Genomic DNA, 24151 nt, shown 5'->3' on the forward strand with positions numbered 1-24151 from the left:
GTTGTTAAATGTCAACTCGCTCACAAAGAAGGACCTCTCAAGATTATTCCTACAAAATTTTTCATACCTGCCTACAACTGCACCTAATTAAATGACCCCGCGACTGACTAGGCTTTCTGAGTGACCTTTCACCACTCGGGACCGCTTTCATGAACGTCAGTAAACCTGTCAAAATCTGCATCCTCATTGTGCTGCTCGGAACATGCCTGACCTATGCACAAACCGTCTGAACAGCCGAGCTGTTCGTCTTCTATGCTTATTCCAAAATATTCGTATATTTAATTTTTTTGTCGCTTTAGGGTATATGCACCGGACCACCGGACATCGTGTTTTTTTATCGCTCTCTACAGGGCGTTTTTGCGAGGTCTGAATGGTCGTTTCAACGTCTCACACCCCCTTGATCGAGTTCGGTTCGGACATCGCACCGCCGCTTCATCCTGCGCGGATACTGCACAATGACGCACAGGCCATAGACGCCGCGCATGCACTGGCTGCGCAAGCGCGCTTAAACGCTGCAGAGCGTGATGCGCAACGTCAGCTTCCCTGGTCGCAGATCGAAGCGTTCACCCGTAGCGGACTGGGCAGTATCTCCATTCCCCGCGCTTACGGCGGCCCGCAGGTCTCGTTCGTCACCATCGCTGAAGTATTCAAAATCATCTCTGCGGCTGATCCCGCCTTGGGCCAAATCCCACAGAACCAGTTCGGCATCATTCACCTGTTGCTGGGCAGCGCTAACGAGCAGCAGAAAAAAACCTTGCTCAAAAGCGTGCTCGACGGCTGGCGGATCGGGAATGCCGGGCCTGAGCGGGGAACCAAAAATACCCTGGAGCTCAAGGCGCGCCTCAGTCAACACAACGGACGCCTGGTTATCAACGGCCAGAAGTTCTACTCCACCGGCGCATTGTTCGCCCACTGGGTTGCAGTCAAAGCACTGAACGATCAAGGCCGGCAAATCATGGCTTTTGTGCCACGCGGCAGCGCGGGCCTGCGCATCATCGACGACTGGTCTGGCTTCGGCCAACGCACCACAGCCAGCGGCACGGTCCTGCTGGAAAACGTAGAGGTACACAGCGAACTGGTTGTCGAAAACTGGCGCCTGTCACTGACACCCAATATTCAGGGCGCAGTCTCGCAATTGATCCAGGCAGCGATCGACGCAGGCATTGCCCGTGGCGCCATCGACGACACCATCGAGTTTGTGCGCGAACGTTCGCGCCCTTGGGTTGACGCTCAGGTAGAGCGTGCCAGCGATGACCTCTACGTGATCGCCGACATCGGCAAACTCAAGCTGGAATTGCATGCGGCTGAAGCACTGCTACGCGAAGCAGCAAAAGTCCTTGATGAGGTCAACGCCGGTGCCATCGACGAATTCTCCGCTGCCCGCGCCTCGATAGCCGTGGCCCGCGCCAAAGTGCTCACCACCGAAGTGTCGTTGCTTGCCAGTGAAAAGCTATTCGAACTGGCGGGCAGCCGCGCCACCCTGGCCGAATTCAACCTCGACCGGCACTGGCGCAACGCTCGCGTGCACACCCTCCATGACCCTGTGCGCTGGAAATACCACGCCATCGGCGCGTGGCACCTTAACGGCACCTTGCCTGCCCGCCATTCGTGGATTTAAACCAGACCACTGGAGTACAGCGTCATGAGTTTGCATTCCCCACTACGGGACCGTGCTGCACTCATCGAAAACGATGAGCAAGCCCTGCACATTGCCCAGGAACTGGCCACGCACTTCAAACGGGAAAGCGCGGTACGTGATCAGCAGCGTCGGCTACCCCATGCCGAACTGGATCTTTTCAGCACCTCCGGCCTGTGGGGCATCAGTGTGCCCAAGGCGTTTGGCGGCGCAGGCGTCTCGAACGTCACCCTGGCAAAAGTCATCCGCCTTATCGCCGAGGCGGATGGATCTTTGGGGCAAATCCCTCAAAACCACTTCTATGCTCTGGAAGTCCTGCGCGTCAACGGCAGTCCGGAACAGCAAAAACGTCTGTATGCCGAAGCATTGGCCGGGTTGCGCTTCGGTAATGCGCTGGCAGAGCTGGGTACCAAAACAGCCCACGACCGCACCACTCGCTTGAGCCGAGACGGCGAAGGCTATCGCATCAACGGCCGTAAGTTTTACTCCACTGGCGCACTGTATGCGCAGCGTATTCCCACTTCAGTGATCGACGAAAATGGTGTCCAGCAGCTGGCGTTCGTCCCGGCCGACAGTAAAGGCCTGAGCGTTATCGACGACTGGAGCGGCTTCGGTCAGCGCACCACCGGCAGCGGTTCGGTGGTCTTTGAGAACGTCTATGTGGATGCTGCTGATGTGGTGCCCTTCCAGAGCGCTTTTGAACGGCCCACCACCGTCGGGCCATTGGCACAAATCCTCCATGCAGCCATCGACACCGGCATCGCCCGGGCAGCTTTCGAAGACGCTCTGCACTTCGTTCGTACGCGCACCCGCCCTTGGATCGACTCGGGCATCGAAAAGGCCGTGGACGACCCGCTGACCTTGAGCAGCTTCGGCAAACTGAGCATTCGTCTGTATGCCGCAGAAGCGCTGCTGGATCGTGCCGGGGAATATCTGGATATCGCCCAGGCCGACAGCAACGCCGAGAACGTCGCCGCCGCGTCAATCGCCGTTGCCGAAGCCCGCGCCATCAGCACTGAAATCTCACTCGCGGCAGGTAGCACGTTGTTCGAACTGGCGGGAAGCCAGGCCACTCTGGCCGAGCATGGTCTGGACCGGCACTGGCGCAACGCGCGCGTCCACACGCTGCACGACCCGGTGCGCTGGAAGTACCACGCCATCGGCAATTACTACCTGAACGACAAAAACCCTCCGCTGCGGGGGACGATTTAATGGCGAAGAAAAAGATCCTGCTCAATGCCTTCAACATGAACTGCATTGGCCATATCAATCATGGTCTGTGGACTCACCCACGGGATAACTCGACCCAATACAACACACTCGAATACTGGACCGAACTGGCGCAATTGCTGGAGCGTGGACTGTTCGATGGCTTGTTCATCGCCGATATCGTTGGCGTGTATGACGTCTATCAGAACTCGGTGGATGTGACGCTCAAAGAGTCCATCCAGTTGCCGGTCAATGATCCGCTGCTGCTGGTATCAGCCATGGCCGCCGTCACCAAAAACCTCGGCTTCGGCCTGACCGCCAACCTGACTTATGAAGCGCCTTATCTGTTTGCCCGACGCATGTCGACGCTGGATCACCTGAGCCGGGGCCGGGTGGGCTGGAACATCGTTACCGGTTATCTGGACAGCGCTGCGCGGGCCATGGGCCTGACCGAGCAAGTCGAGCATGACCGGCGCTACGATCAGGCCGACGAATACCTGCAAGTGCTCTACAAACTCTGGGAAGGCAGTTGGGAAGACGACGCGGTCATCAACGACCGCGAGCAGCGGGTTTACGCCCAGCCGGACAAGGTCCACAAGATCCGCCACGAAGGCGAGTTCTATCAGGTTGAGGGTTATCACCTGTGCGAGCCCTCCGCTCAACGTACGCCAGTGCTGTTTCAGGCGGGCAGTTCGGATCGCGGCCTGCAGTTCGCCGGGCAACATGCCGAGTGCGTGTTCATCAGCGGCCAGAACAAGGCCGCGACCCGGGAGCAGGTCGACAAGGTGCGTGACAGCGCCGCAGCAGCCGGACGCAATCCTGAAGACATCAAAGTGTTCATGGGCCTGAACGTGATTGTCGGGAAGACCGAAGCCGAGGCGCGGGCCAAGCTTGCGGAGTATCGCGAATTCGCCAGCGCCGAAGCCGGTGTTGCACATTTTGCCGCTTCAACCGGTATCGACTTCTCTCAGTACGAGCTGGATGAGCCTATTCAGTACGTGAAGAGCAACGCCATTCAATCGGCGACCAAGAACCTCAAGAACAACGACTGGACCCGGCAGAAACTGCTCGATCAACACGCGTTGGGCGGACGCTACATCACCTTGGTCGGGTCGCCTGAACACATCGCGGACGAACTGGAATCCTGGATCGCCGAAACCGGTCTGGACGGCTTCAACCTGACCCGCATCGTCACCCCGGAAAGCTACATGGATTTCATCGACCTGGTGATCCCCGAGCTGCAACGCCGCGGCTCATACAAAACCGCTTACGACACCGGCAGCCTGCGCGAGAAGTTATTTCCAGAAGGTGGCGCGCGGTTGCCAGAACGGCATGTCGGGGCCAGTTACCGATCCCGCTGAGGGCGTAGATCCTGTGGGAGCGCGGCTTGCCCGCGATGGCGTGGAAACCCAATCGCAGGCAAGCCTCGCTCCCACAATGGAATGCGATCAAACCAACAAACAACACAACTAACCCCTGCAACACACCGGACATCTACCATGAAAAAACTCATCAGCACCCTGGCCCTGAGCCTGTTGACCCTCACCGCCCATGCCGCCGACGCGCCGCTGAAAGTCGGCACCACCGCGGCGTTCGCCATTCCGCTCGAAGCCGCTGTTCAGGAAGCCGCCAAGCAAGGCCTGAAGGTCGAGCTGGTGGAGTTCACCGACTGGATCGCGCCTAACGTCAGCCTCGCGGCGGGCGATATCGACGTGAACTACTTCCAGCACATTCCGTTTCTGACCAACGCCAAAGAAGCCGCCGGGTTTGATCTGGTGCCTTACGCGCCGGGGATCATCAATAACGTCGGCTTGTACTCCAAGAAGTACAAAAGCTTCGATGAACTGCCAACCGGCGCCACCGTGGCCATCGCCAACGACCCGATCAACAGCGGTCGCGGTCTGCAACTGCTGGCCAAGGCTGGTTTGATCACCCTCAAGCAAGGCGTGGGTTACAAAGCCACCGAAGAAGACATTGTCGCTAACCCGAAAAAGATAAAGATCATTCAGGTCGAGGCCGTGCAACTGGTTCGCGCCTACGACGACGCTGATCTGGTTCAGGGTTATCCGGCCTATATCCGCCTGTCGAAAACCTTCGATGCCGAATCAGCGATCCTCTTTGATGGCCTTGATCACCCGGAATACGTCATCCAGTTCGTGATCAAGCCGCAGAGCAAAAACGATCCACGCCTGGCCAAATTCATCGACATCTACCAGCACTCGCCAGTCGTGCGCGCCACCCTGGACAAGGTCAACGGCAAGCTCTACCAAGCCGGCTGGGAAGGTTGATATGAATGCATCCGTGCAACACAAACTGCCACCTGAACCGACGGGCGCAGCGCATTCGGCAGAGCAATCAGAATTGCACGCCGACCTGAACCGCGCGCACGTGCGGTTCATCAACCTGGGCAAGACCTACCAAGGTCAGCAAGGCCCAGTCGATGCCCTGCAGAACATCGATCTGGCGATCCAGAAAGGCGAAGTTTTCGGCATCATAGGCCGTAGCGGCGCAGGCAAATCGTCGCTGATCCGCACCATTAACCGCCTGGAGCAACCCAGCAGCGGTCGGGTGCTGATCGAACAAACGGACATTGGTGAGCTTAACGAAGACAAGCTGGTGGAGCTGCGCCGACGCATCGGCATGATCTTCCAGCACTTCAACCTGATGTCAGCCAAGACTGTGTGGCAAAACGTCGAGCTGCCACTCAAGGTTGCCGGTGTACCCAAGGAGCAGCGTCAGCGCAAAGTCACTGAGCTGCTGGAACTGGTGGGCCTGCAGGACAAGCACAAGGCGTACCCGGCGCAATTGTCCGGCGGCCAGAAACAGCGCGTCGGCATTGCCCGCTCACTGGTGCATGACCCGGCGATTCTGCTCTGCGACGAAGCCACTTCAGCGCTGGATCCGGAGACCACACAATCGATCCTCGGTCTGCTGCGCGAGATCAACCAGCGCCTCGGCCTCACAATCATTTTGATCACCCATGAAATGGCCGTGATTCGCGATATCTGCGACCGCGTCGTGGTCCTCGAGCAGGGCCGCGTTGTCGAGCAAGGGCCTGTCTGGCAAGTATTCGGCAACCCGCAGCATGAGGTGAGTAAAACCCTGCTCGCCCCGCTGCAACATGGTTTGCCCGACGACCTGCAAGCGCGGCTAGCTGCCGACCCGCAAACGCAGGACGCCAAAGTCGTGCTGGACCTGCACTTCACCGGCGACAGCGGTGAAGAACCCGACCTGGCTGCGTTATTTGCAGCGTTGGGTGGCCGCGTCAGTTTGCTGCAAGGCGGCGTTGAACGGATTCAGGGACACGCGCTGGGCCACTTGCTGCTGTCAGTGGCAGGCTCACCGCACAGCATCGACACGCTGTTGAATCAGGCGCGCAAACAGGCGCAACACGCGGAGGTACTGGGCTATGTGGTTTGATCGTTTGCTGCAAGGCGCCATTGATACCTTCCTGATGGTCGGTGTTTCGTCTTTTATCGCTTTAGTGCTGGGCATTCCGCTGGCCGTGATTCTGGTCACCAGCGGCAAAGGCGGAATTTATGAAGCGCCCGCACTCAACCAGGTACTAGGCGGCTTCGTTAACCTGTTCCGCTCGATTCCGTTTCTGATCCTGATGGTGGCGCTGATCCCCTTCACCCGGATGATCGTCGGCACCACGTATGGCGTCTGGGCTGCGGTCGTACCGCTGACCATCGCGGCCACGCCATTCTTCGCGCGCATCGCGGAAGTCAGCTTGCGTGAAGTCGATCACGGACTGATCGAAGCAGCGCAGGCCATGGGTTGCCGCCGCTGGCACATCATCTGGCACGTGCTGCTGCCTGAAGCACTGCCGGGCATCGTCGGTGGTTTCACCATCACGCTGGTGACCATGATCAACTCCTCGGCCATGGCCGGTGCGATTGGCGCGGGCGGGTTGGGTGACATTGCTTACCGTTACGGCTATCAGCGCTTTGATACCCAGATCATGCTGACCGTGATCGTGTTGCTGGTGATTCTGGTGGCCGTCATTCAACTGGGCGGCGATCGTCTGGCCAGAGGTCTGAATAAGCGCTGAGTGAGTTATATTTGGCACCTTACTGCTCAGACAGACTCGCCATGAAGCTCCAAGCGCAAGACCTCGCACAGATCACCGACCAAACCCTCGGCCACTACAACCAAGTGGCCGAGGACTTCCGCGAAGGCACCCGTGACCACGATGTAAGCCAGAACATCGCCGCGTTGCTGCGCCATATTGAGGGTGTAGCGCCGTGGAAGATTCTGGATTTCGGCTGCGGGCCGGGCCGTGATCTGAAAACTTTCAGCAGTATGGGTCATGTGCCGGTTGGCCTGGACGGCTCCGAGCGCTTCGCTGAAATGGCCAGGGCTGAAACGGGCTGTGAAGTGTGGCAGCAGAACTTCCTTGAGCTGGATCTGCCTGCTGAGCGCTTCGATGGCATTTTCGCCAACGCCGTGCTGTTTCACATCCCCAAACAGGAACTGCCCCGCGTACTGAAAGAACTCCACGCCACGCTAAAACCCGGCGGCGTACTGTTCAGCTCCAACCCGAGAGGCGACAACCGCGAAGGCTGGAACGGCCCACGGTATGGCTCGTATCACAACCTGGAATCCTGGCGCGAACTGCTCAATGCAGCAGGGTTTGTCGAGTTGGAGCATTACTATCGCCCAGCTGGATTGCCTCGGGAACAGCAGCCTTGGTTGGCCAGTGCTTGGCGTAAGACTTAACACCGAGTCGCCCTTATCGCGGGCAAGCCCGGCTCCCACAGTAACCGCATTCCAGCCAGATAAACGCGATTCCTGTGGGAGCAGAGCTTGCTCGCGATAAAGGCGACTCGACCTACGAATTCCTGAACTCTGGTATGAATCACTCACTGCTTCGGGGTTTGTTGAACTGGAACACTATTACCGCCCTGCTGGACTACCTCGGAAACAACAGCCCTGGTTAGCGAGTGTTTGGCGCAAGGCTTAACACCGAGTCGCACTTATCGCGGGCAAGCCCGGCTCCCACAGAAACCGCATTCCAGCCAGACAAACGCGTCCTGTGGGAGCAGAGCTTGCTCGCGATAGCCTCGACTCTATCGAAGGCCAGGTTAAACCCAAGCAGCATCCCAAAGCGGATAGTCCCCCGCCCGGTGGGCCAGTCCCGCTCTTACAGGATTGAGGATCAGATACCGGGCCAAGCCCTTCAAATCGTCCTCTTGCCGAACCGCATGATCATGAAAGCCGCGCTGCCAGATACTTCCGGTTCGGCCTTGGGCCGCATTCACCAGCACGCAGGCACGAGATTTGGTACGCGCAACCACTCGGCTCAGCGAACCACTCTTGAGCTCCAGCAACCAGTGAAAATGATCAGGCATGACTACCCAGGCAAGTGAATGAGCCAAGCCATCACGCTCTGCCAACACGAACTGCTTTGCAGCAAGACGACCTACTCGCCAGTCACCGAATATTGGCTGGCGGTCTTTAGTATTGACGGTGATTAGATAGATCCGACCTTCTTCGCTGTGGCGGCCAATACGTAGCGTTCGAGATCGATGAAGAGATCGCATTCCATTGCCTTTGAGCTCTAGTGGAACTCAAAAGGTAGATCACGCGGGTGATCTGCTGCTCTGGATTAATTGGCTGGATGTGTCTGGCATTAGAGCTGAGTCGCGGCCATCGCGAGCAAGCTCAGCTCCCACGGTGCTTGCATTAACTGTGGGAGCTGGGCTTGCCCGCGAAGAACTCAACTCGATTGCACTGGCTCACCACCCTTCTCAGCCTGCTCCCGCTCCGCGTCACTCGGCTCTTTAATCCGATACCACGCCACATACAGCGCTGGCAGAAACAGCAGCGTCAGCAAGGTGGCGATGATGATGCCGCCGATCATGGCGTAGGCCATCGGGCCCCAGAATACTTCCCGGGCGATGGGGATCATGCCCAGGCTGGCGGCCGCTGCGGTGAGCAGAATCGGGCGACGGCGATGCTGGGTCGCTTCGGCCACGGCATCCCACGGCAGGTATCCATCGCGTTCATAGGAATCAATCTGCGTCACCAGAATCACCGAGTTACGGATGATGATACCGATCAGCGCCAATATCCCGAGGATCGCCACAAAGCCCATCGGCGTACCCGTGGGTATCAGCGCCAACACCACACCAATCAGGCCCAAAGGCGCAACGCTGGCGACCAGGAACATCTTCTGCACGCTGTGCAGTTGAATCATCAAGAACGTCGCCATCAGGAAGATCATCAGCGGCACGACGCTGGCAATCGGTCCTTGAGCCTTGCCGCTTTCTTCAACGGTGCCGCCCGTAGCGACCTTGTAGCCAGCGGGCAAACCGCCAGCAAACTTGTCGATCTCAGGTTTGAGCTGCTTGACCAGATCCGTTGGCTGCATGTCATCCGCCACCGCTGCCTTAACCGTGATAGTTGGCTTGCGATCACGACGCCAGACCAACGGCTGCTCCAGCTCATAACGCACCGTCGCAAACGCCAGCAGCGGAATGGAAGTGCCACCCGGTGTCACGATCTGCAGGTTCTGCAGGGTTTCCGGCGAGCCACGTTCAGCGTCCTCGGCACGACCGACCACATCAATCAGGTAAATATCATCGCGCACCTGAGTCACCGGCGAGCCGCTGACAATGCTGTTCATCAGCTTGGCCACGTCCTCAGACGACAAGCCCAACTGCCGCGCCTTGTCCTGATTGATGTCGATGCGCAGAACCTTGCCCGGCTCGTTCCAGTCGTAAATCATCTCGCCAACATGAGGGTTGGCGTCCAGCAGAGTGGCCAGTTCAATGGCGTGCTGGCGGACCTTGTCGATGTTTTCACCGCTCACCCGATACTGCAGCGGACGCCCCACCGGAGGCCCCATTTCCAGCGGCTGAACAAAGCTGCCGATGCCGACAAACTCTTCTCGCAGGCGCTTGTTCAGGCGTTCACTTAACCCGGCGCGCTGTTCCAGGCTTTTGCTGACGATCACCAACTGCGCGTAGTACGGATTTTCCAGTTGCTGGTCCAGCGGCAGGTAGAAGCGCAGAGCGCCTTGGCCGATGTAAGTGCTCCAGCGCTCAATGTCCGGGTCGTCCTTGAGCGTCGCTTCAAATCGGTCCACCACCTTGCGGGTTTCATTGATCGAAGCGTTTTGTGGCAAGTTCAGGTCAACGAGGATTTCCGGGCGGTCCGAGGAAGGAAAGAACTGGTTCTGCACGAACTGCATGGAGAACACCGCCGCCACAAACAGCAGGATGGTGAAAATGATGGTGATCCAGCGATGACGCATCGCCCAGAACATGCTGTTGTTGAAGCCGCGGGCAATGCGCCCTTCCTTTTCTTTCTCGTCCTTTTTCTTGATGTTGGCGCTCAGGATATGTACGCCAATGACCGGCGCGAACAACACCGCAACCACCCACGACACCAGCATCGCCACGGCAATCACCGCAAACAGCGTGAAGGTGTACTCCCCCGCCGAGCTGGCATTGAGGCCGATGGGCACGAACCCGGCGACAGTCACCAGCGTACCGGTCAGCATCGGGAAGGCCGTCGAGGTGTAGGCGTAAGTGGCGGCCTGCTCCTTGGTTTCGCCCATTTCCAGGCGCGTGACCATCATCTCCACCGTGATCATCGCGTCATCCACCAGCAGGCCGAGAGCGATGATCAAAGCGCCGAGGGAAATCCGCTGCATGGTGATGCCGCTGTATTCCATGAACACAAAGACCATGGCCAGCACCAGCGGGATTGAACAGGCGACGACAAGCCCGGCGCGCACGCCAAGGCTGACAAAGCTGACGATCAATACAATCACCACCGCCTCAAACAGCGCGCTGGTGAAGCCGCCGACCGCCTTCTCAACCACTTCGGCCTGATCCGAGACGTTGTGTACGCCCACACCCACCGGCAGGTTGGCCGTCGCAGCATCCATGCGCCCGTGCAGCGCTTTACCAAATTCCTGAATATTTCCGCCCTTCTTCATCGCGATGGCCAGACCAATGGCTGGCTTGCCGTTGAAGCGGAACATCGGTTTCGGTGGATCGACATAACCACGGGTGATGTCGGCGATATCACTCAAACGATAGAAGCGATCATTGAGACGCAGGTTGACCTCAGCCAAATCCTTCTCCGAGGCAAACTGCCCCGAAGTCCGCACCGAAATCCGCTCCGGCCCGGCCTCGATCACACCCGCAGGCGTGACCGCGTTTTGCGATTGCAGGCTTTGCACCACCTGGCTTTGATCCAGGCCCAGCGCCGCGAGCTTGCGGGTAGAAAAATTCAGGTACACCACTTCGTCCTGCTGGCCGATCATTTCGACCTTGCCCAGCCCAGGCACTTCGCGGATTTCCGTGCGTACCTGCTCGACGTAATCACGCAGCTGACGCATGGAAAAACCATCCGCCGTGAACGCGTAAATCGACCCGTACACATCACCGAATTCGTCGTTATAAAACGGCCCTTGGGTGCCCTGCGGGAATTGCGCGCGGATGTCGTCGATCTTCTTGCGCACCTGATACCAGATTTCCGGAATGTCGCCGGCAGAAGTGGTGTCGTGCAGGAAAATCATGATCGTTGACTCCCCCGGACGCGTGTAGCTTTTCACGTAGTCCAGGGAGTCCAGTTCTTCGAGTTTCTTCTCGATGCGGTCGGTGACTTGCTCAAGGGTTTCGTCCACCGTCGCACCCGGCCAGCGGGTTTGTACGACCATGGTTTTGATCGTGAAGGACGGATCCTCTTCACGGCCAAGATTCATGTAGGAAAACACGCCCATCAGCAGCGCGACGAACATCAGGTACCAGACAAACGACTGGTGTTTGATGGCCCATTCGGACAGGTTAAAACTCCCTTTCATCGCGGGCTTTCCTCATCGACTTTAACTTTCTGGCCCGGCTTGAGGCTGTTGACCCCGGCACTCACCACCCACTCGCCGGGCTTGATCCCGTTGCTCAATACAAAACTGTCGCCCGTACGGCTGATGACGTGCACCGCCCGAGGATTAACCGTCTGGTTTTGCCTGTCGATGATCCACACCTGCGCCTTGCCATCGACTTCCTGCAGCGCATTGATCGGCAACTCTGTGCGCGAAGCGATAGCCGAACTGAGGCTGACGCTGATGGCGGTACCCAAGCGGAAGGCTTCCGGCGTCTCTTTCAGGGTCAGTCGAGCACGGCGGGTGCGGGTGGAGCGCTCGGCTTGCGGCTCGATTTCGCGCAACGTTGCTGTTGTATTGATCTGCGGATCAAGCTGGCTGGCGACCTTGAACTCGACGCCCTCAGGCAACTGATCAGCCAGCGAGCCCGGCAAATCGATCACCGCCTCTTTGACGTCCGGACGAGCCAGGGTCACGACCTCTTGCCCGGCGGTGACCACCTGACCGGCTTCGGCCTGCCAGCGCGTAACGATCGCGGCGTGATCAGAGCGCAATTCGCTGTAACCCAGTTGGTCTTGAGCCTGACTCAAGGCTGCGCGGGCTTGCTCCAGCGATGAGTTGGTGGTTTTAAGATCGGTCTGCGCGACATCCAGGTTCGCCTGGGCACCCACGCCCCGGTCAAACAACTCCTGCTGGCGTCGGGCACTGGCTTGCGCGTTGATCCACTGCGCCTGAATACGCGCCAGATCACCCTGGCGAGCGCGCACGTTATTCTGCTGATCGGTAGGGTCCAGCGTGGCAAGTAAGGCACCTTTAGCGACCTCACTGCCAACGTCGACATTGCGTTGAGCAATTCGCCCGCCCACCCGGAAACCGAGCGTGCTTTCATAACGCGCTTCGATGTTGCCCGCGAAACGTCCAAGGCTTTCCTCAGAAATCGCATTGGCTTCGACATGAAGCACGGGGCGCACTGGCTCCGGCGCGGGCTCTTCCTTACTGCACGCGCTCAACAGCGGTAGCAATAACAACCACGACAGGCGCTTCATGGTTGCACCTTCTCGGTTTTCTGTTGTTCAAGAGCAGCAATATCCACCTGCATGTCCGGGTGCAACAACTGCCCACCCGCCACCACGACCTTTTCACCGGGCTTCAAGCCATCGGTGATGATGACTTTGGCGGTCAGGTAGCGGCCGACCGTGACGGCGCGCAAATTGGTTTTGCCTTGATCGTCCACCACCCACACCGCTGGCTTGCCCAATTGATCGCCCAAGCCTTTGGTCAAAGCGGCCCACGGCAGTTCGACGCTGGCTTTGCCCCGTGTAGTCAACGCCCCGCTGACCACCGAGCCAAGGTCCATGCCATCGGGTAATTTCTCGAGGGCGATTTTGACTTGCACGGTGCCGGTTTCGGCTGACACAGCCGGGGTCACTTCACGGACTCTGCCGATCGTTTTGATTTGCGGGTTATCAAGCAGCGTCACCACCACCGGCTCATCACCGGACGCCTGCGCGAACAGTGACTCATAGACATTGAACACCGCGTCACGCTCACCATCCCGGGCAAGGCCGAAAATCGGCACGGTGGCCTGGACCACTTGCCCGACTTCCGCCTGACGCTCAGTAATCACACCCGGTGCATCAGCCACCAGCGCGGTGTAGCTCAATTGCTCACGGGCATTCGCCAACTGAGCCTGCGCCGCGTTGAGCGCGCTCTGGCTGCTGCGTAATGCGGCCTGTGCGGAATCGTATTCGCTGCGGCTGGTGTAACCCTTGGGCAGCAGTTTTTCCTGTCGCACAAATGCTGCTCGGGTTTGCGTCACACGGGCCTGTTCTGCGGCGACAGCAGCCACGGCGGAATCGACGTTGGTCTGCAAGTCTTTGGGGTCAAGCCGCGCCAGCACTTGCCTGGCCGTGACGCGATCGCCCACATCCACCATTCGCTGAATGATCTTGCCGCCCACGCGGAATGAAAGCTGAGTCTGCACCCGGGCCTGAACATCACCGGTCAATGCGACCTGAGCGGCGTAATCAGCGGATGCGACTTCCTGCACATAGACACGTGGCAGGTTGGCGTCAGCAGGTTTTTCCTCGCCGCAGCCGGTCAGAATCGCCAGCGACAACGTCAGGCCAAACAACGCCAATCTTGGGGGGAAAGCGGGCATGCAGACTCCTTATGCGGATGCCGTGCGCGTGCCTCGCTGTAAACAGTGGGTGGCGCCGTGACTATGCGACTCTAAGCGTAGATCAGGGTTCCTTGGGGTGCGTGATTGGTTGTGCAGAACAGGGCGGGACTTGAGGTTTAACCGCACATTACCTGGGACCAAATTGTTGGCGAGACATTGGGTCTGCTTGATCTGGTACGTCGCCTCGCCGGGTTGACTCTCTCAAACAACGATTAACTATCTGATCTGGAGGGAGGCTTCTGTAGGAGTGAGCTTGCTCGCGATTCGGTCTGTCAGCCGAGAAATATATCGCCTGTGCTGAAGCTATCGCGAGCAAGCTCACTCCTACAGAACCCTTGTTTGCTGCGCGAAAGCGTGATGCCAAGTACACCGGGGCGGCTCCTGCAGGTCCAACGTTTGCAGGGCACATCGGCGGTTTGACCAATCATTAGTATTAAAAACCCGCACGATTTGTGCGTAGTGACCGAGGCCACCATAGGCATGGCGGGTATGTTGACAGTTTTATTGCGCTACCCTGAAATCAGCGGGGTTCGACGCGTTCCAGTGAGCGGTCGAGTTCGGCTTTGGCCATGGCGATCAGGTGGACAACCGAGAAGGCCAGGTCGCGCTTGGGGCCGTTGAGGGTGTCGCCGGTTTCGTACGCGGTGGCGGCTGCGCAGCGTAGTAGGTCGCTGACGTGGAGCAGCGATTCTTCGAGGGATGGATGTGGTGGATCCGGCGTTACTTTGATCATCGTGCTCTCCTTACAAGTGAGACCACCGGATAATCGCTGCTAAACGAAAAAAGGGTGGCGGCTTTGTCGCGGGTTAGCAGACCGGTGGAGACACGATTTACCGGCGCACCCGAAGATGCCCCACGCAAAGCCGCCGTAGCGGTACTTGCATATCGTGTAAACCCAGACAGGCTGCTAAACCCGATCACTGATTGGTCAGTGACGGACGCAGCCTAGTGTCCGAATTTGGCACGCGCAAGGGCTCAGGATTTTCTAGGAAACTTCACACAGAAGAAAGGGAAACGGCCGCAGGAAACGGCCTTCAAAGGCGGGTTTTTCGTGAGTTGAAGTTACAAAATTGCCCAGCCGGAACGAGTTCCCATGTGGGAGCTGGGCGTGCCCCCGATAAGACTGGACGCGATTCACTTTAGATCGCATTCAGCCTTATCGCGGGCAAGCCCAGCTCCCACAGGATCAGCGCATACCGCGAGATGTGCTATTCCATCAGCTACCCGCACCACCATGGGCTTCTTCGAAGAAGTAATCCTTCCAGCTCGCCGCCTTGTTTTTCAGCACGCCCAGCTCTTGCAGTTTTTCAGCATAAATAAAGGTGCGCTGCGGAGTGATGGTGAAGTCGATTTCCGGATCGGAAACGATCTTCTCTACAAATGGCAGCGCCAGCTTGGATTGTTCTACGCGGATGTAGGTCTGGGCGGCGGCAGGCTTGTCGGCCTTGATGATTTTCTCGGCCTCAGCCAGTGCGTCATAAAACGCTTTGTAGGTTTTCGGGTTTTCGTCGTGGAATTTCTCGGTGGTGTACAGCACGTTGAACGTCGCCTGACCGCCCAGCACGTCGTACGAACTCAGCACTTTATGCACGTTCTTGTTTTCCAGCGCCTGGTATTGGAACGGCGGGCTGGAGAAGTGCGAAGTGATTTCCGAACCGCCCGAAATCAGCGCCGACGTGGCGTCCGGGTGCGGCAGGCTTACCGAGATGTTGTCGAATTTCTTGAAGTTCTCGTTACCGAACTCTTTGGCGGTCTCGATCTGCAAGGTGCGCGACTGGAAGCCCACGCCCGCAGCAGGCACGGCGATGCGGTCTTTATCGGTGAAGTCCTTGAGGGTTTTCACGTTCGGGTTGTTCGTCAGCAGGTAGTTGGGCATCGAGCCCAGCGACGCGATGGCTTTGACGTTCTGTTTGCCCTTGGTGCGGTCCCAGATGGTCAGCATTGGCGGTACGCCTGCGGACACCACGTCCAGCGCGCCAGCCAGCAGCGCTTCGTTCATGGCGGTCGCGCCAGAAATGCTGTTCCAGTCGACCTTGATGTCGAGGCCCTGCTCTTTACCGTGCTTTTCGATCAGTTTTTGATCACGGACCACGTCCAGAATCAGGTAACCGATACCGAATTGCTGAGCGATGCTGATCTTGCCTTCGGCCTGTGCGCCGCCGCTGAGCAGGCCGATGGTTGCGGCGAGCGCAATGATGGCTGAGCGCTTGAAAGGAATTGCCATTTGAAACCCCACATCAAAAATGTTGTTGATCTCTGTGGGAGCAGAGCTTGCTCGCGATAAGGCTGGACGCGGTTCACTTTAGATCGCGTGGACCTTATCGCGGGCAAGCCCAGCTCCCACAGAAGCAATGTTCCAACTCATCTATCGCTGCATACCCCAGCGCTTGACGGTCAGGCGCTCGACGTTGGCGAACAGCAGGTTTTCCACCAGTAGGCCAATCATGATGACGGCAGCCAGGCCAGCAAAAACTTTGTCGGTGTACAGCTCGTTGCGGTTCTGGAAGATGTACCAGCCCAGACCGCCTTTGCCGGACGATGCGCCGAACACCAGTTCGGCCGCGATCAAGGTCCGCCAGGCAAATGCCCAGCCGATTTTCAGGCCCGCCAGAATCGACGGCAGTGCCGCAGGAATCAGGATGTGCCAGACAAAGCGCAAGCCTTTGAGGCCATAGTTGCGACCGGCCATGCGCTGGGTTTCGGAGACGCCGAGGAAACCCGCATAGGTATTGAGCGCCAACGCCCACAGCACCGAGTGCACCAGCACAAAAATCAGGCTGTTCTGACCCAGGCCAAACCACAGCAGTGCCAGTGGCAGCAGCGCAATAGCAGGCAATGGGTTGAACATCGCGGTCAGGGTGCCGAGCAGGTCACGACCCAGCTGGGTAGACACCGCCAGAGTGGTCAGGGCAAAGGCCAGCACAATGCCAATCAGGTAGCCCTGAATGAGCACGGTCAGGGAAATCCAGACTTTGCTGATCAGCTCACCCGACAGAATGCCGTCGTAAAAAGCAGCAGCAGTTTGCAGAAAGCTGGGCAGCAACAGGTCGTTGTTCTGAATCCGCGCGGCGATTTCCCAGAGGATAGCCAGCACGATCAGGATCACGGTTTTACGCACCCAGCTCACTTGCCAAATGCGTTGCACCAGCGGGATGTCACGGGCAAGGTCTTCCTGAGTGAAAGGCTCCAGCGTGACTTCGTATTCTTCACGAATTGGTGGTGAAAGGCTCATGGTGTGGCTCTCTTGATATCTGTTGGCCCTGCTCTCCTGTGGGAGCTGGGCTTGCCCGCGATAAGGTTTCGGTGATTGATCTGCAACCGAGGTGTTCTTATCGCGGGCAAGCCCGGCTCCCACACGGAACAGCGCCAGCAAGCAGAAATTAATAAGCGATCCGGATGTCCTGGAAGTTCAGTTCGCGGTCGACCGCCTGCTCTTCGCCTTCATCGAACAACAAGCGGTGAATGCGCTGGGCGGTGTGTTGGAAACCAACGCCGCCGAGGCTCTTCAGGTCATATTGATGGCTGTTGATTTCAGCGCGAACGCGGCCCGGATGCGGCGACAGCAACAGGATGCGATTACCGACCACCAGCGCTTCTTCAATGGAGTGCGTGACGAACAGCAGGGTGAAGCGCACCTCTTCCCACAGCTCCAGCAGCTCTTCCTGCATCTTGCGACGGGTCAAAGCGTCGAGAGCAGCGAACGGCTCATCCATGAGCAGGATTTTTGGTTGCATTGCCAAGGCGCGGGCGATCGCCACTCGGGCTTTCATGCCGCCAGACAAGGTGTGCGGGTAGGCATCGGCAAAGGCGCTCAAACCGACTTTCGCCAAGTAGTAATGCGCACGCTCCAATGCTTCCTTGCGTTTCAAGGTGCGCGAGGCCAGCAGCGGAAAAATCACGTTTTCAATCACGGTTTTCCAGGGCGGCAGTTGGTCGAACTCCTGAAACACCACGATGCGGTCCGGGCCTGGCTCGTGGACTTCAGTGCCCGCCAGACGGATCTGCCCTTCGCTGGGCTTGATGAAACCCGCCACAGCCTTGAGCAAGGTGGATTTGCCGCACCCCGAAGGGCCGAGCAATACGAAGCGATCCGCCGGATCCACTTCAAAACTGACTTTATGGGTGGCCCGCACCACACGCTCGGGCGTGCGGTATTCGAGGCTTACATTCTGGACTTGCAGCAGGGCTTCAGCAGCGGGCTGATCGACCTGTTGCGCAAGCGAGTTTGCGCTAGCCGTGTGGCTTTGCAGAACAGTCATTAAAAGCTCCCGGAATTAGAACGGCGCATCGCCCTGGATGGTTGTGCGATGCAGGCGGCGACGCAGATGGTCAGGCGTACCGCCCGCCAAGTGGATCAGCGAGCGGTTGTCCCAGAAGACCATGTCATTGGGTGCCCACTTGTGGCGATACACCGCTTCAGGACGAACGCTGTGTGCGTACAGCTCGTTGAGAATCTGCTGACTCTCGTCTTCCGGCAGGCCAACGATATGCGTGGTGAAGCCTTCACTGACAAAAAGTGCTTTGCGACCGTTTTCAGGGTGCGTGCGCACGATCGGATGGCTGACCACAACCACTTGCGCCAGTTGCTCCGGGGTCAGGGTTGGCCGCCAGTTTTGCGCGTTGTGCCCGTCACGGTAGCGCGAGGTGTAGCTGTGCACGGCAGAACGGCCTTCAACGGCTTTGCGCAGATGCTCCGGCAGGGTGTCCCAAGCCTGGTGCATGTCGGCGAACAAGGTGTCTCCGCCTTCGCTTGGCAATTCCTGCGCGTAGAGCATCGAGCCCAGGCTCGGCAGTTCTTTGTAGGAAAGATCGGAGTGCCAATACTTTCCCGCGTCGCCCAGACCCAGCGGCTGACCGTTCTCCACAATGTTGGAAACGATGAGGATTTCCGGGTGGTTGGCCAGCAGGAATTGTTTGAGCACGTGGATCTGCAGCACGCCAAAACGGCGGCTGAAGTCGATCTGCTGTTGCGGGGTGATCTGTTGATCGCGGAACACCACCACGTGGTAATCCAGATGCGCGCGGTGTACGCGAGCGAAGTCGGCGTCATTCAGCGGCCGGGACAGGTCAAGCCCAACGATTTCAGCGCCCACTTTCTCGGCAAAAGGACGCACCTCAAATTGTTGAGGTGCAGCTTGAACGGGTGATGACGCGAGAGAGGCTGCTGACATGGCTCGGACTCCAGAAGACTGGTGGTAATGAGCCATGACTTTATAGGTATAAGAATCGAAATTTAAATATCTTTATTGCATATGGATAGTCCGGATTGAGCTAGGGGTATTTGAGACGCCGGGTTTGGCGCCAATCCCTGTGGGAGCGAGGCTTGCCCGCGATAAGGCTGAACGCGGTAGACCTGATATCTGCGGTGCCCTTATCGCGGGCAAGCCTCGCTCCCACAGAGATTTGTGCCCGGCGCGATAACCCACGCACAAAAACGCCGACGCTGTTGCCAGCGTCGGCGTTGGGTATTACCTGTTCAACTCAGCAATCAGAACGCTGGCAGTACCGCGCCTTCATACTTCTTGTTGATGAAGTCTTTTACTTTCTGGCTGGTCAGCGCCTTGGACAGTTTCTCGACCGCGTCGGTGTGAGCGTTATCGGAACGGGTCACCAGGAAGTTCACGTAAGGCGAATCAGCACCTTCGATGATCAGCGCATCTTTAGTCGGGTTCAGCTTGGCTTCCAGCGCATAGTTAGTGTTGATCAGTGCCAGATCAACCTGGCCCAGTGCGCGTGGCAGTACGGCCGATTCCAGCTCGCGGAACTTGAACTTCTTAGGGTTGGTGGCGATGTCTTTCGGGGTCGCCAGCGCGTTGGTCGGATCTTTCAGCGTGATCAGGCCATTCTTCTGCAACAGCAGCAGGGCGCGACCTGCGTTACTGCCTTCGTTAGGGATGGCGATGGTTGCGCCTTCTGGCAGATCAGCGATTTTCTTGAACTTGCTGGAGTAGCCACCGAACGGTTCAACGTGAACGCCAACACCGGTCACCAGCGTCGCGCCTTTACCTTTGTTGAAGCCATCCAGATAAGGCTTGGTCTGGAAGTAGTTGGCGTCCAGACGCTTTTCATTGAGTTGTACGTTTGGCTGCACGTAGTCGGTGAACACCTTGATTTCCAGGTCCACGCCTTCTTTAGCCAGGTCAGGCTTGATCAGCTCGAGGATTTCCGCGTGAGGAACTGGCGTAGCACCGACTACCAGTTTCTCGGCTGCTTGAGCCACGCTTACCGAAAATACGGCCGCCAGAGCGGTCAACAGCAATGTCTTTTTCATGCAATGTCCTTAGAGAAAATCGAGGTCGGTCTGTACGACAGCTCTTCAATGAGTTGCCCCCGGACTGCTGGTGCGGTCGGGGGCGTGGAGCGGACATTACCGATATTTTTTATTCCAATACAATACTTTTTTATCAAGTACTTATGCCTTTTTAGAAAGGCAGCCCAATGTTTGCTGTGAATGCCTGCTTACTCGCGATGTAAGTGTGTGAAGTCACGCATCGCTGCCAGACATGAGCCCATCGCGGAGCCTCAAGCCAGATCGAGACTTGCCAGTACTCGTTTGAGCTCATCAAGTTGCCCGGCCTTGGGTTCGCTCAGCAACCGCTTCAACTGCGCGGCGATTTGTGCAACCGGGTCAATGCCAACAGGCAAATTCAAATGCTCCGGCAAAATCTCGTCACCGCTGCTGACCAGCAGCGCAAAGTGAATGACGTTTTCCAGCTCGCGGGTATTGCCCGACCAACTGTGGGCTTCCAGAACGTGTTGCGCGGCATCGCTGATCAGCGGCACGGCCAGATTCAAACGCTGGCTATAGATGCCGAGAAAATATTCGGCCAACGGCAGGATGTTGCCCGGCTGCTCGCGCAAAGGCGGCAGTTCCAGATGACCTTCACTGAGGTAGTGAAAAAGCCGCTCGTGGAATTTGCCAGCGGCCACGGCCTGGGCCAGATCGATGCTGGTGGCGGCAACCAGCCGCACGTCTACCGGGCTCGGTTGATGCGCGCCGACGCGAGTGACTTCGTGATTCTCCAGGGCGGCCAGTAACTTGATCTGGATCGGTAACGGCAAGTCGCCTATCTCATCCAGATAAAGCGTGCCGCCATTGGCTGAACCAAACCATCCCGCGCGACTGCTGGCCGAACCACTGTGGGCACCAGCGGCATAGCCAAATAGCTCGGCGTCGGCATAGGTCGGGCTGATCGCGCCGCAGTTGACCGAGACGAACAACCCCGTTCGGTCACTCCCGCGATGGATGTGTCGCGCAAGCAATTCTTTACCCGTCCCGGACTCGCCACGAATCAACACTGGCAACGCACGGGGCGCCAGCTGTTCCATTTCTTCACGAAGCTGGCGGGAACGCGGATCGATGAACACCAACGCCTTGGCACGGATGCTCAGCGGGCTTTTTTCTGCATCGGGGAAGGTCAGCAAGGGCTGACCGAAGGATTCATTCAGGCTCATGGCAAACTCCCGCCTGAGCCTTTGCGACGGCTCAAACGTTAAAAAATAAAATGGATCGTGGAAGCAAGCGCGATACGTTTCGCGCTGCATAAGTTCATGCGCGACGCCGTGCGTGATGTTCCATTCGGCTCTGCAGGCGATACAGGTAAGCGAAGCCTTGTTCCCAGCGGCGATGCCCTGACTTGACGTTGATGTGCCCGGCCTCGCTGAGAATGCCGGTTTCGGCGCCCCAGTCGCGGGCCATCTCAAGGGCACGCTGGGTGCTGACCGCAGCATCGTTATCCGAGGTGACGATCTGGGTCGGGAATGGCAGCAGATCCTTCGGGATCGGCGCGAAGTTGCGCAACGCAGGCGAGCAGGCAGGCCGCTCGACATCAGCAGGCGCGACCAACAGGGCGCCCTGCACCTGACGTAGCGACTCCAATGGAGCCAGCCGCGCCCAATGCGCGACGGTGATGCACCCCAGGCTGTGAGCAATCAGAATCACCGGCGTGCTGTCCGCCGAGATACTGCGTTGCAGCTCTCCGACCCAGTCTTCGCGACGCGGCTTGAGCCAATCGGCTTGTTCAACGCGAGCGCTATTGGGCAGGCTGTTTTGCCAATGGGTTTGCCAATGCTCATCGCCTGACCCTTGCCAGCCTGGCACGATCAAATAGCGGATCGATTCTTTATGCATAGGGTCGGCCTCCTGCATGGATGCATTCATTGAGCGCAGTATAAGGAGGCGACATATATCCGTTAAGGAATAAGAAGCTATCAAGCAATAGCCAAAAAGAATATATAGGATAAAAAAAGGGGTCGTCCCCTGCCTAAGGAACAACCCCGATAAAAACTGCTGTATGCGTGCCCTCCATCAGTGGGCACGGTTGAAGGTACTCAAAGTTTGTTACAGATAGGCGACGGAGGCTTATCTGTATGAGCTGCCGCAGGCTGCGAGGGTAGCGGGACAGATACATCGCCATCGCAGCCTGCGGCAGCTCCTACAGATATTGGTTTGCAGAAGGACGGATCAAGCCGTCGGCAACAACGGCGCACCTTCCGGATGAACGGTTTCAGCTTGCTGTGGCTGCTTGGGCAGTTCCCGGGCCACATTCCAGACCACGATGGCCGCTACGATGTCGAAAATCGCCAGCACCACGAACAGAGGGCTGTAGCCGATTTTGGTCACGAGCACGCCAAATACCAGGGTAAACGCCGCCGCGCCGAGATAGCCGAACATGCCGCCCATGCCGGTCGCCGTCGCAACTTCGTTTTTGCCAAACGAGTCCGAAGTGATGGAGTAAAGCGCGCCGGACAGCGTTTGATGCGCAAAGCCCCCAATGCAGAGCAGGGCAATTGCCGTGTAAGGGCTTTCAACCAGGCCAATACACGCGGGGCCGATCATGCAGGACGCGCCGAACAGCAACACCAGCTTGCGCGAGGTGAACAGCGAAACCTTGAGGTGCTTGTGGAAAAACGGGCTCAGGTAGCCACCCAGCACACAACCGATATCGGCGGCGAGGAAAGGCAGCCAGGCGAACATGGCGATTTCCTTGATGTTCATGTGCCGCTCAGTCATCAAGTACAAAGGGATCCAGGCGTTGAAGGTCTGCCAGGCCGGCTCGGACAGAATCCGCGCCGAAGCGATCGCATAAAAGTTACGGCTGGTGATGATCTTTTTCCAGCTGCCCTTCTGCGTCGGTACGTCTTTGAAGTGCGACTCTTGGCCACTGAGGATGTAGTCGCGCTCGGTTTCACTCAAACGCTTCTGATCACGCGGATGCTTATAAAGGACTAGCCACAGGCCGCTCCAGAAAATACCCAGCCCGCCAACGATCAGGAACGCCAGTTCCCAGCCGCTTTGCAGAATCGCCCAGACCACCAGAGGTGGCGCCAGCAGCGCACCTATGGAAGAACCGATGTTGAACCAGCCGATGGCCACCGAGCGCTCTTTGGCCGGAAACCACTCGGTGGTGGCTTTGACACCTGCAGGTAAGCCCGCCGCTTCGGTGAGACCGAGCATGCCCCGGAAAATCGCCAGGCTCTGCCAGCCCGTGGCGAAAGCCGCAGCAGCACAAGCGGCCGACCAGGCGACGGCAAAAATCGCGAAGCCCATTTTGGTACCAATGGCGTCGATGATGTACCCGGCAACCGGCTGCATCAGCGCGTAACACACCTGCCAGGCAACGACGATGTGCGAGTACTGCTCGGTACTGATGCTGAGCTCGCTCATTAGCGTCGGCGCAGCCACGGACAGCGTGTTACGGGCCAGGTAGTTAACGATCAGGCCGGCTGTGACCAGCCCGACCATCCACCAGCGAATTCCTTTTATTTTCATCTCTTCACCTTTGTTATTGGAGTGGCGGCGAGTCAGCGTGCGAGAAGCGGTGTTATGGCGAGACGGCCGTGAGTGAGGTGCGCAGAGACACCCCTTGCGAGCAGGCGCGGGGTCGTCGGGGAACGCTGGGGGAAGCGAAGTGCGGGAGCGGTTGTCCACACGGGTACGTGCTCATCGGGCTGTTACTCTTTGTATTATTTTTATAGTTGCGAAAATCGAAATTTCGCCTAGTCGTCGTATGACTAAGCGATTTATAGACACACCTTGTAACACTGTCAATGGGATGAAGGTGGGGTTAGACCATTGGATATGGGGTTACTAAAGACTTTCAGGGGAGGGAGTTTTCTAAAATGTCATCAGATGACTAATGACTAGCGGATTCTGCTTCTGTAGGAGTGAGCTTGCTCGCGATAGCGTCAGGTCAGAGGTTATCTTCTCAACAGACCTACCGCTATCGCGCGCAATGTGGATCGCCACCCCGGTCACTCCCACAGGTATATGTTTGCTGCGCGA

20 protein-coding genes are annotated in these 24151 nt (G+C 57.9%); 7 read left to right on the forward strand and 13 right to left on the reverse strand.

What is annotated here, in order from left to right:
• Positions 1 to 370: 370 nt before the first annotated feature.
• The 7 genes from ACYASS_RS26310 (at position 371) to ACYASS_RS26340 (ending at position 7567) form a co-directional block, all read left to right on the forward strand.
• Positions 371 to 1618, forward strand: a complete 1248-nt coding sequence (locus tag ACYASS_RS26310; protein ID WP_463588253.1) for an SfnB family sulfur acquisition oxidoreductase — start codon at positions 371 to 373, stop codon at positions 1616 to 1618.
• Between the two features lie 24 nt (positions 1619 to 1642).
• The gene (locus ACYASS_RS26315; protein WP_463588254.1) at positions 1643 to 2848 is read left to right on the forward strand and encodes an SfnB family sulfur acquisition oxidoreductase; all 1206 of its coding nucleotides are present in this window, start codon (positions 1643 to 1645) and stop codon (positions 2846 to 2848) included.
• Positions 2848 to 4206: an LLM class flavin-dependent oxidoreductase gene (locus tag ACYASS_RS26320; RefSeq protein WP_463588255.1), complete on the forward strand. Its 1359-nt coding sequence runs from the start codon at positions 2848 to 2850 to the stop codon at positions 4204 to 4206. Before ACYASS_RS26315 ends, ACYASS_RS26320 begins: the two co-directional genes overlap by 1 nt.
• 138 nt (positions 4207 to 4344) lie before the next feature.
• Positions 4345 to 5133: a MetQ/NlpA family ABC transporter substrate-binding protein gene (locus ACYASS_RS26325; RefSeq protein WP_463588256.1), complete on the forward strand. Its 789-nt coding sequence runs from the start codon at positions 4345 to 4347 to the stop codon at positions 5131 to 5133.
• 1 nt (position 5134) lies between these two features.
• Positions 5135 to 6265 (forward strand): methionine ABC transporter ATP-binding protein, encoded by a 1131-nt coding sequence (locus ACYASS_RS26330; protein WP_463588257.1) that lies wholly within the window; start codon positions 5135 to 5137, stop codon positions 6263 to 6265.
• Positions 6255 to 6899, forward strand: a complete 645-nt coding sequence (locus ACYASS_RS26335) for a methionine ABC transporter permease (RefSeq protein WP_027899910.1) — start codon at positions 6255 to 6257, stop codon at positions 6897 to 6899. Before ACYASS_RS26330 ends, ACYASS_RS26335 begins: the two co-directional genes overlap by 11 nt.
• 41 nt (positions 6900 to 6940) lie before the next feature.
• Positions 6941 to 7567, forward strand: coding sequence for a class I SAM-dependent DNA methyltransferase (locus ACYASS_RS26340; RefSeq protein ID WP_463588258.1), 627 nt, complete (start codon positions 6941 to 6943; stop codon positions 7565 to 7567).
• 365 nt (positions 7568 to 7932) lie between these two features.
• Here the strand turns inward: ACYASS_RS26340 and ACYASS_RS26345 are convergent, their stop codons facing one another.
• The 13 genes from ACYASS_RS26345 to ACYASS_RS26405 form a co-directional block, all read right to left on the reverse strand.
• Positions 7933 to 8391, reverse strand: coding sequence for an REP-associated tyrosine transposase (locus ACYASS_RS26345; protein WP_463588259.1), 459 nt, complete (start codon positions 8389 to 8391; stop codon positions 7933 to 7935).
• Between the two features lie 176 nt (positions 8392 to 8567).
• The gene (locus ACYASS_RS26350; protein WP_463588260.1) at positions 8568 to 11666 is read right to left on the reverse strand and encodes an efflux RND transporter permease subunit; all 3099 of its coding nucleotides are present in this window, start codon (positions 11664 to 11666) and stop codon (positions 8568 to 8570) included.
• Positions 11663 to 12730: an efflux RND transporter periplasmic adaptor subunit gene (locus ACYASS_RS26355; protein WP_463588261.1), complete on the reverse strand. Its 1068-nt coding sequence runs from the start codon at positions 12728 to 12730 to the stop codon at positions 11663 to 11665. The genes ACYASS_RS26350 and ACYASS_RS26355 overlap by 4 nt, the downstream gene beginning before the upstream one ends.
• Complete coding sequence (locus tag ACYASS_RS26360; protein ID WP_463588262.1) at positions 12727 to 13845, reverse strand: efflux RND transporter periplasmic adaptor subunit; 1119 nt, start codon at positions 13843 to 13845, stop codon at positions 12727 to 12729. Before ACYASS_RS26360 ends, ACYASS_RS26355 begins: the two co-directional genes overlap by 4 nt.
• Before the next feature lie 541 nt (positions 13846 to 14386).
• A complete protein-coding gene (locus tag ACYASS_RS26365; RefSeq protein WP_187522974.1) occupies positions 14387 to 14599 on the reverse strand; it encodes a DUF6124 family protein in 213 nt (70 codons plus the stop codon).
• Between the two features lie 483 nt (positions 14600 to 15082).
• Positions 15083 to 16090 carry an ABC transporter substrate-binding protein gene (locus ACYASS_RS26370; RefSeq protein ID WP_463588263.1) on the reverse strand — a complete coding sequence of 336 codons (1008 nt, stop codon included), beginning with the start codon at positions 16088 to 16090 and terminating at the stop codon, positions 15083 to 15085.
• Between the two features lie 141 nt (positions 16091 to 16231).
• The gene (locus tag ACYASS_RS26375; protein WP_463588264.1) at positions 16232 to 17098 is read right to left on the reverse strand and encodes an ABC transporter permease; all 867 of its coding nucleotides are present in this window, start codon (positions 17096 to 17098) and stop codon (positions 16232 to 16234) included.
• Positions 17099 to 17246: 148 nt separating this feature from the next.
• On the reverse strand, positions 17247 to 18125 hold the full coding sequence (locus tag ACYASS_RS26380; protein ID WP_463588265.1) for an ABC transporter ATP-binding protein: 879 nt from the start codon (positions 18123 to 18125) through the stop codon (positions 17247 to 17249).
• 15 nt (positions 18126 to 18140) lie between these two features.
• Complete coding sequence (locus ACYASS_RS26385; RefSeq protein ID WP_463588266.1) at positions 18141 to 19037, reverse strand: TauD/TfdA dioxygenase family protein; 897 nt, start codon at positions 19035 to 19037, stop codon at positions 18141 to 18143.
• Positions 19038 to 19354: 317 nt separating this feature from the next.
• Positions 19355 to 20137, reverse strand: a complete 783-nt coding sequence (locus tag ACYASS_RS26390; RefSeq protein WP_463588267.1) for a MetQ/NlpA family ABC transporter substrate-binding protein — start codon at positions 20135 to 20137, stop codon at positions 19355 to 19357.
• Between the two features lie 251 nt (positions 20138 to 20388).
• Positions 20389 to 21321, reverse strand: a complete 933-nt coding sequence (locus ACYASS_RS26395) for a sigma 54-interacting transcriptional regulator (protein WP_463588268.1) — start codon at positions 21319 to 21321, stop codon at positions 20389 to 20391.
• Positions 21322 to 21415: 94 nt separating this feature from the next.
• Positions 21416 to 21997 (reverse strand): alpha/beta hydrolase, encoded by a 582-nt coding sequence (locus ACYASS_RS26400; protein WP_243244481.1) that lies wholly within the window; start codon positions 21995 to 21997, stop codon positions 21416 to 21418.
• Between the two features lie 333 nt (positions 21998 to 22330).
• The gene (locus tag ACYASS_RS26405; RefSeq protein ID WP_463588286.1) at positions 22331 to 23611 is read right to left on the reverse strand and encodes an MFS transporter; all 1281 of its coding nucleotides are present in this window, start codon (positions 23609 to 23611) and stop codon (positions 22331 to 22333) included.
• Positions 23612 to 24151 lie beyond the last annotated feature (540 nt).

The sequence above is a fragment of the Pseudomonas sp. HP_14 genome, assembly GCF_055283875.1.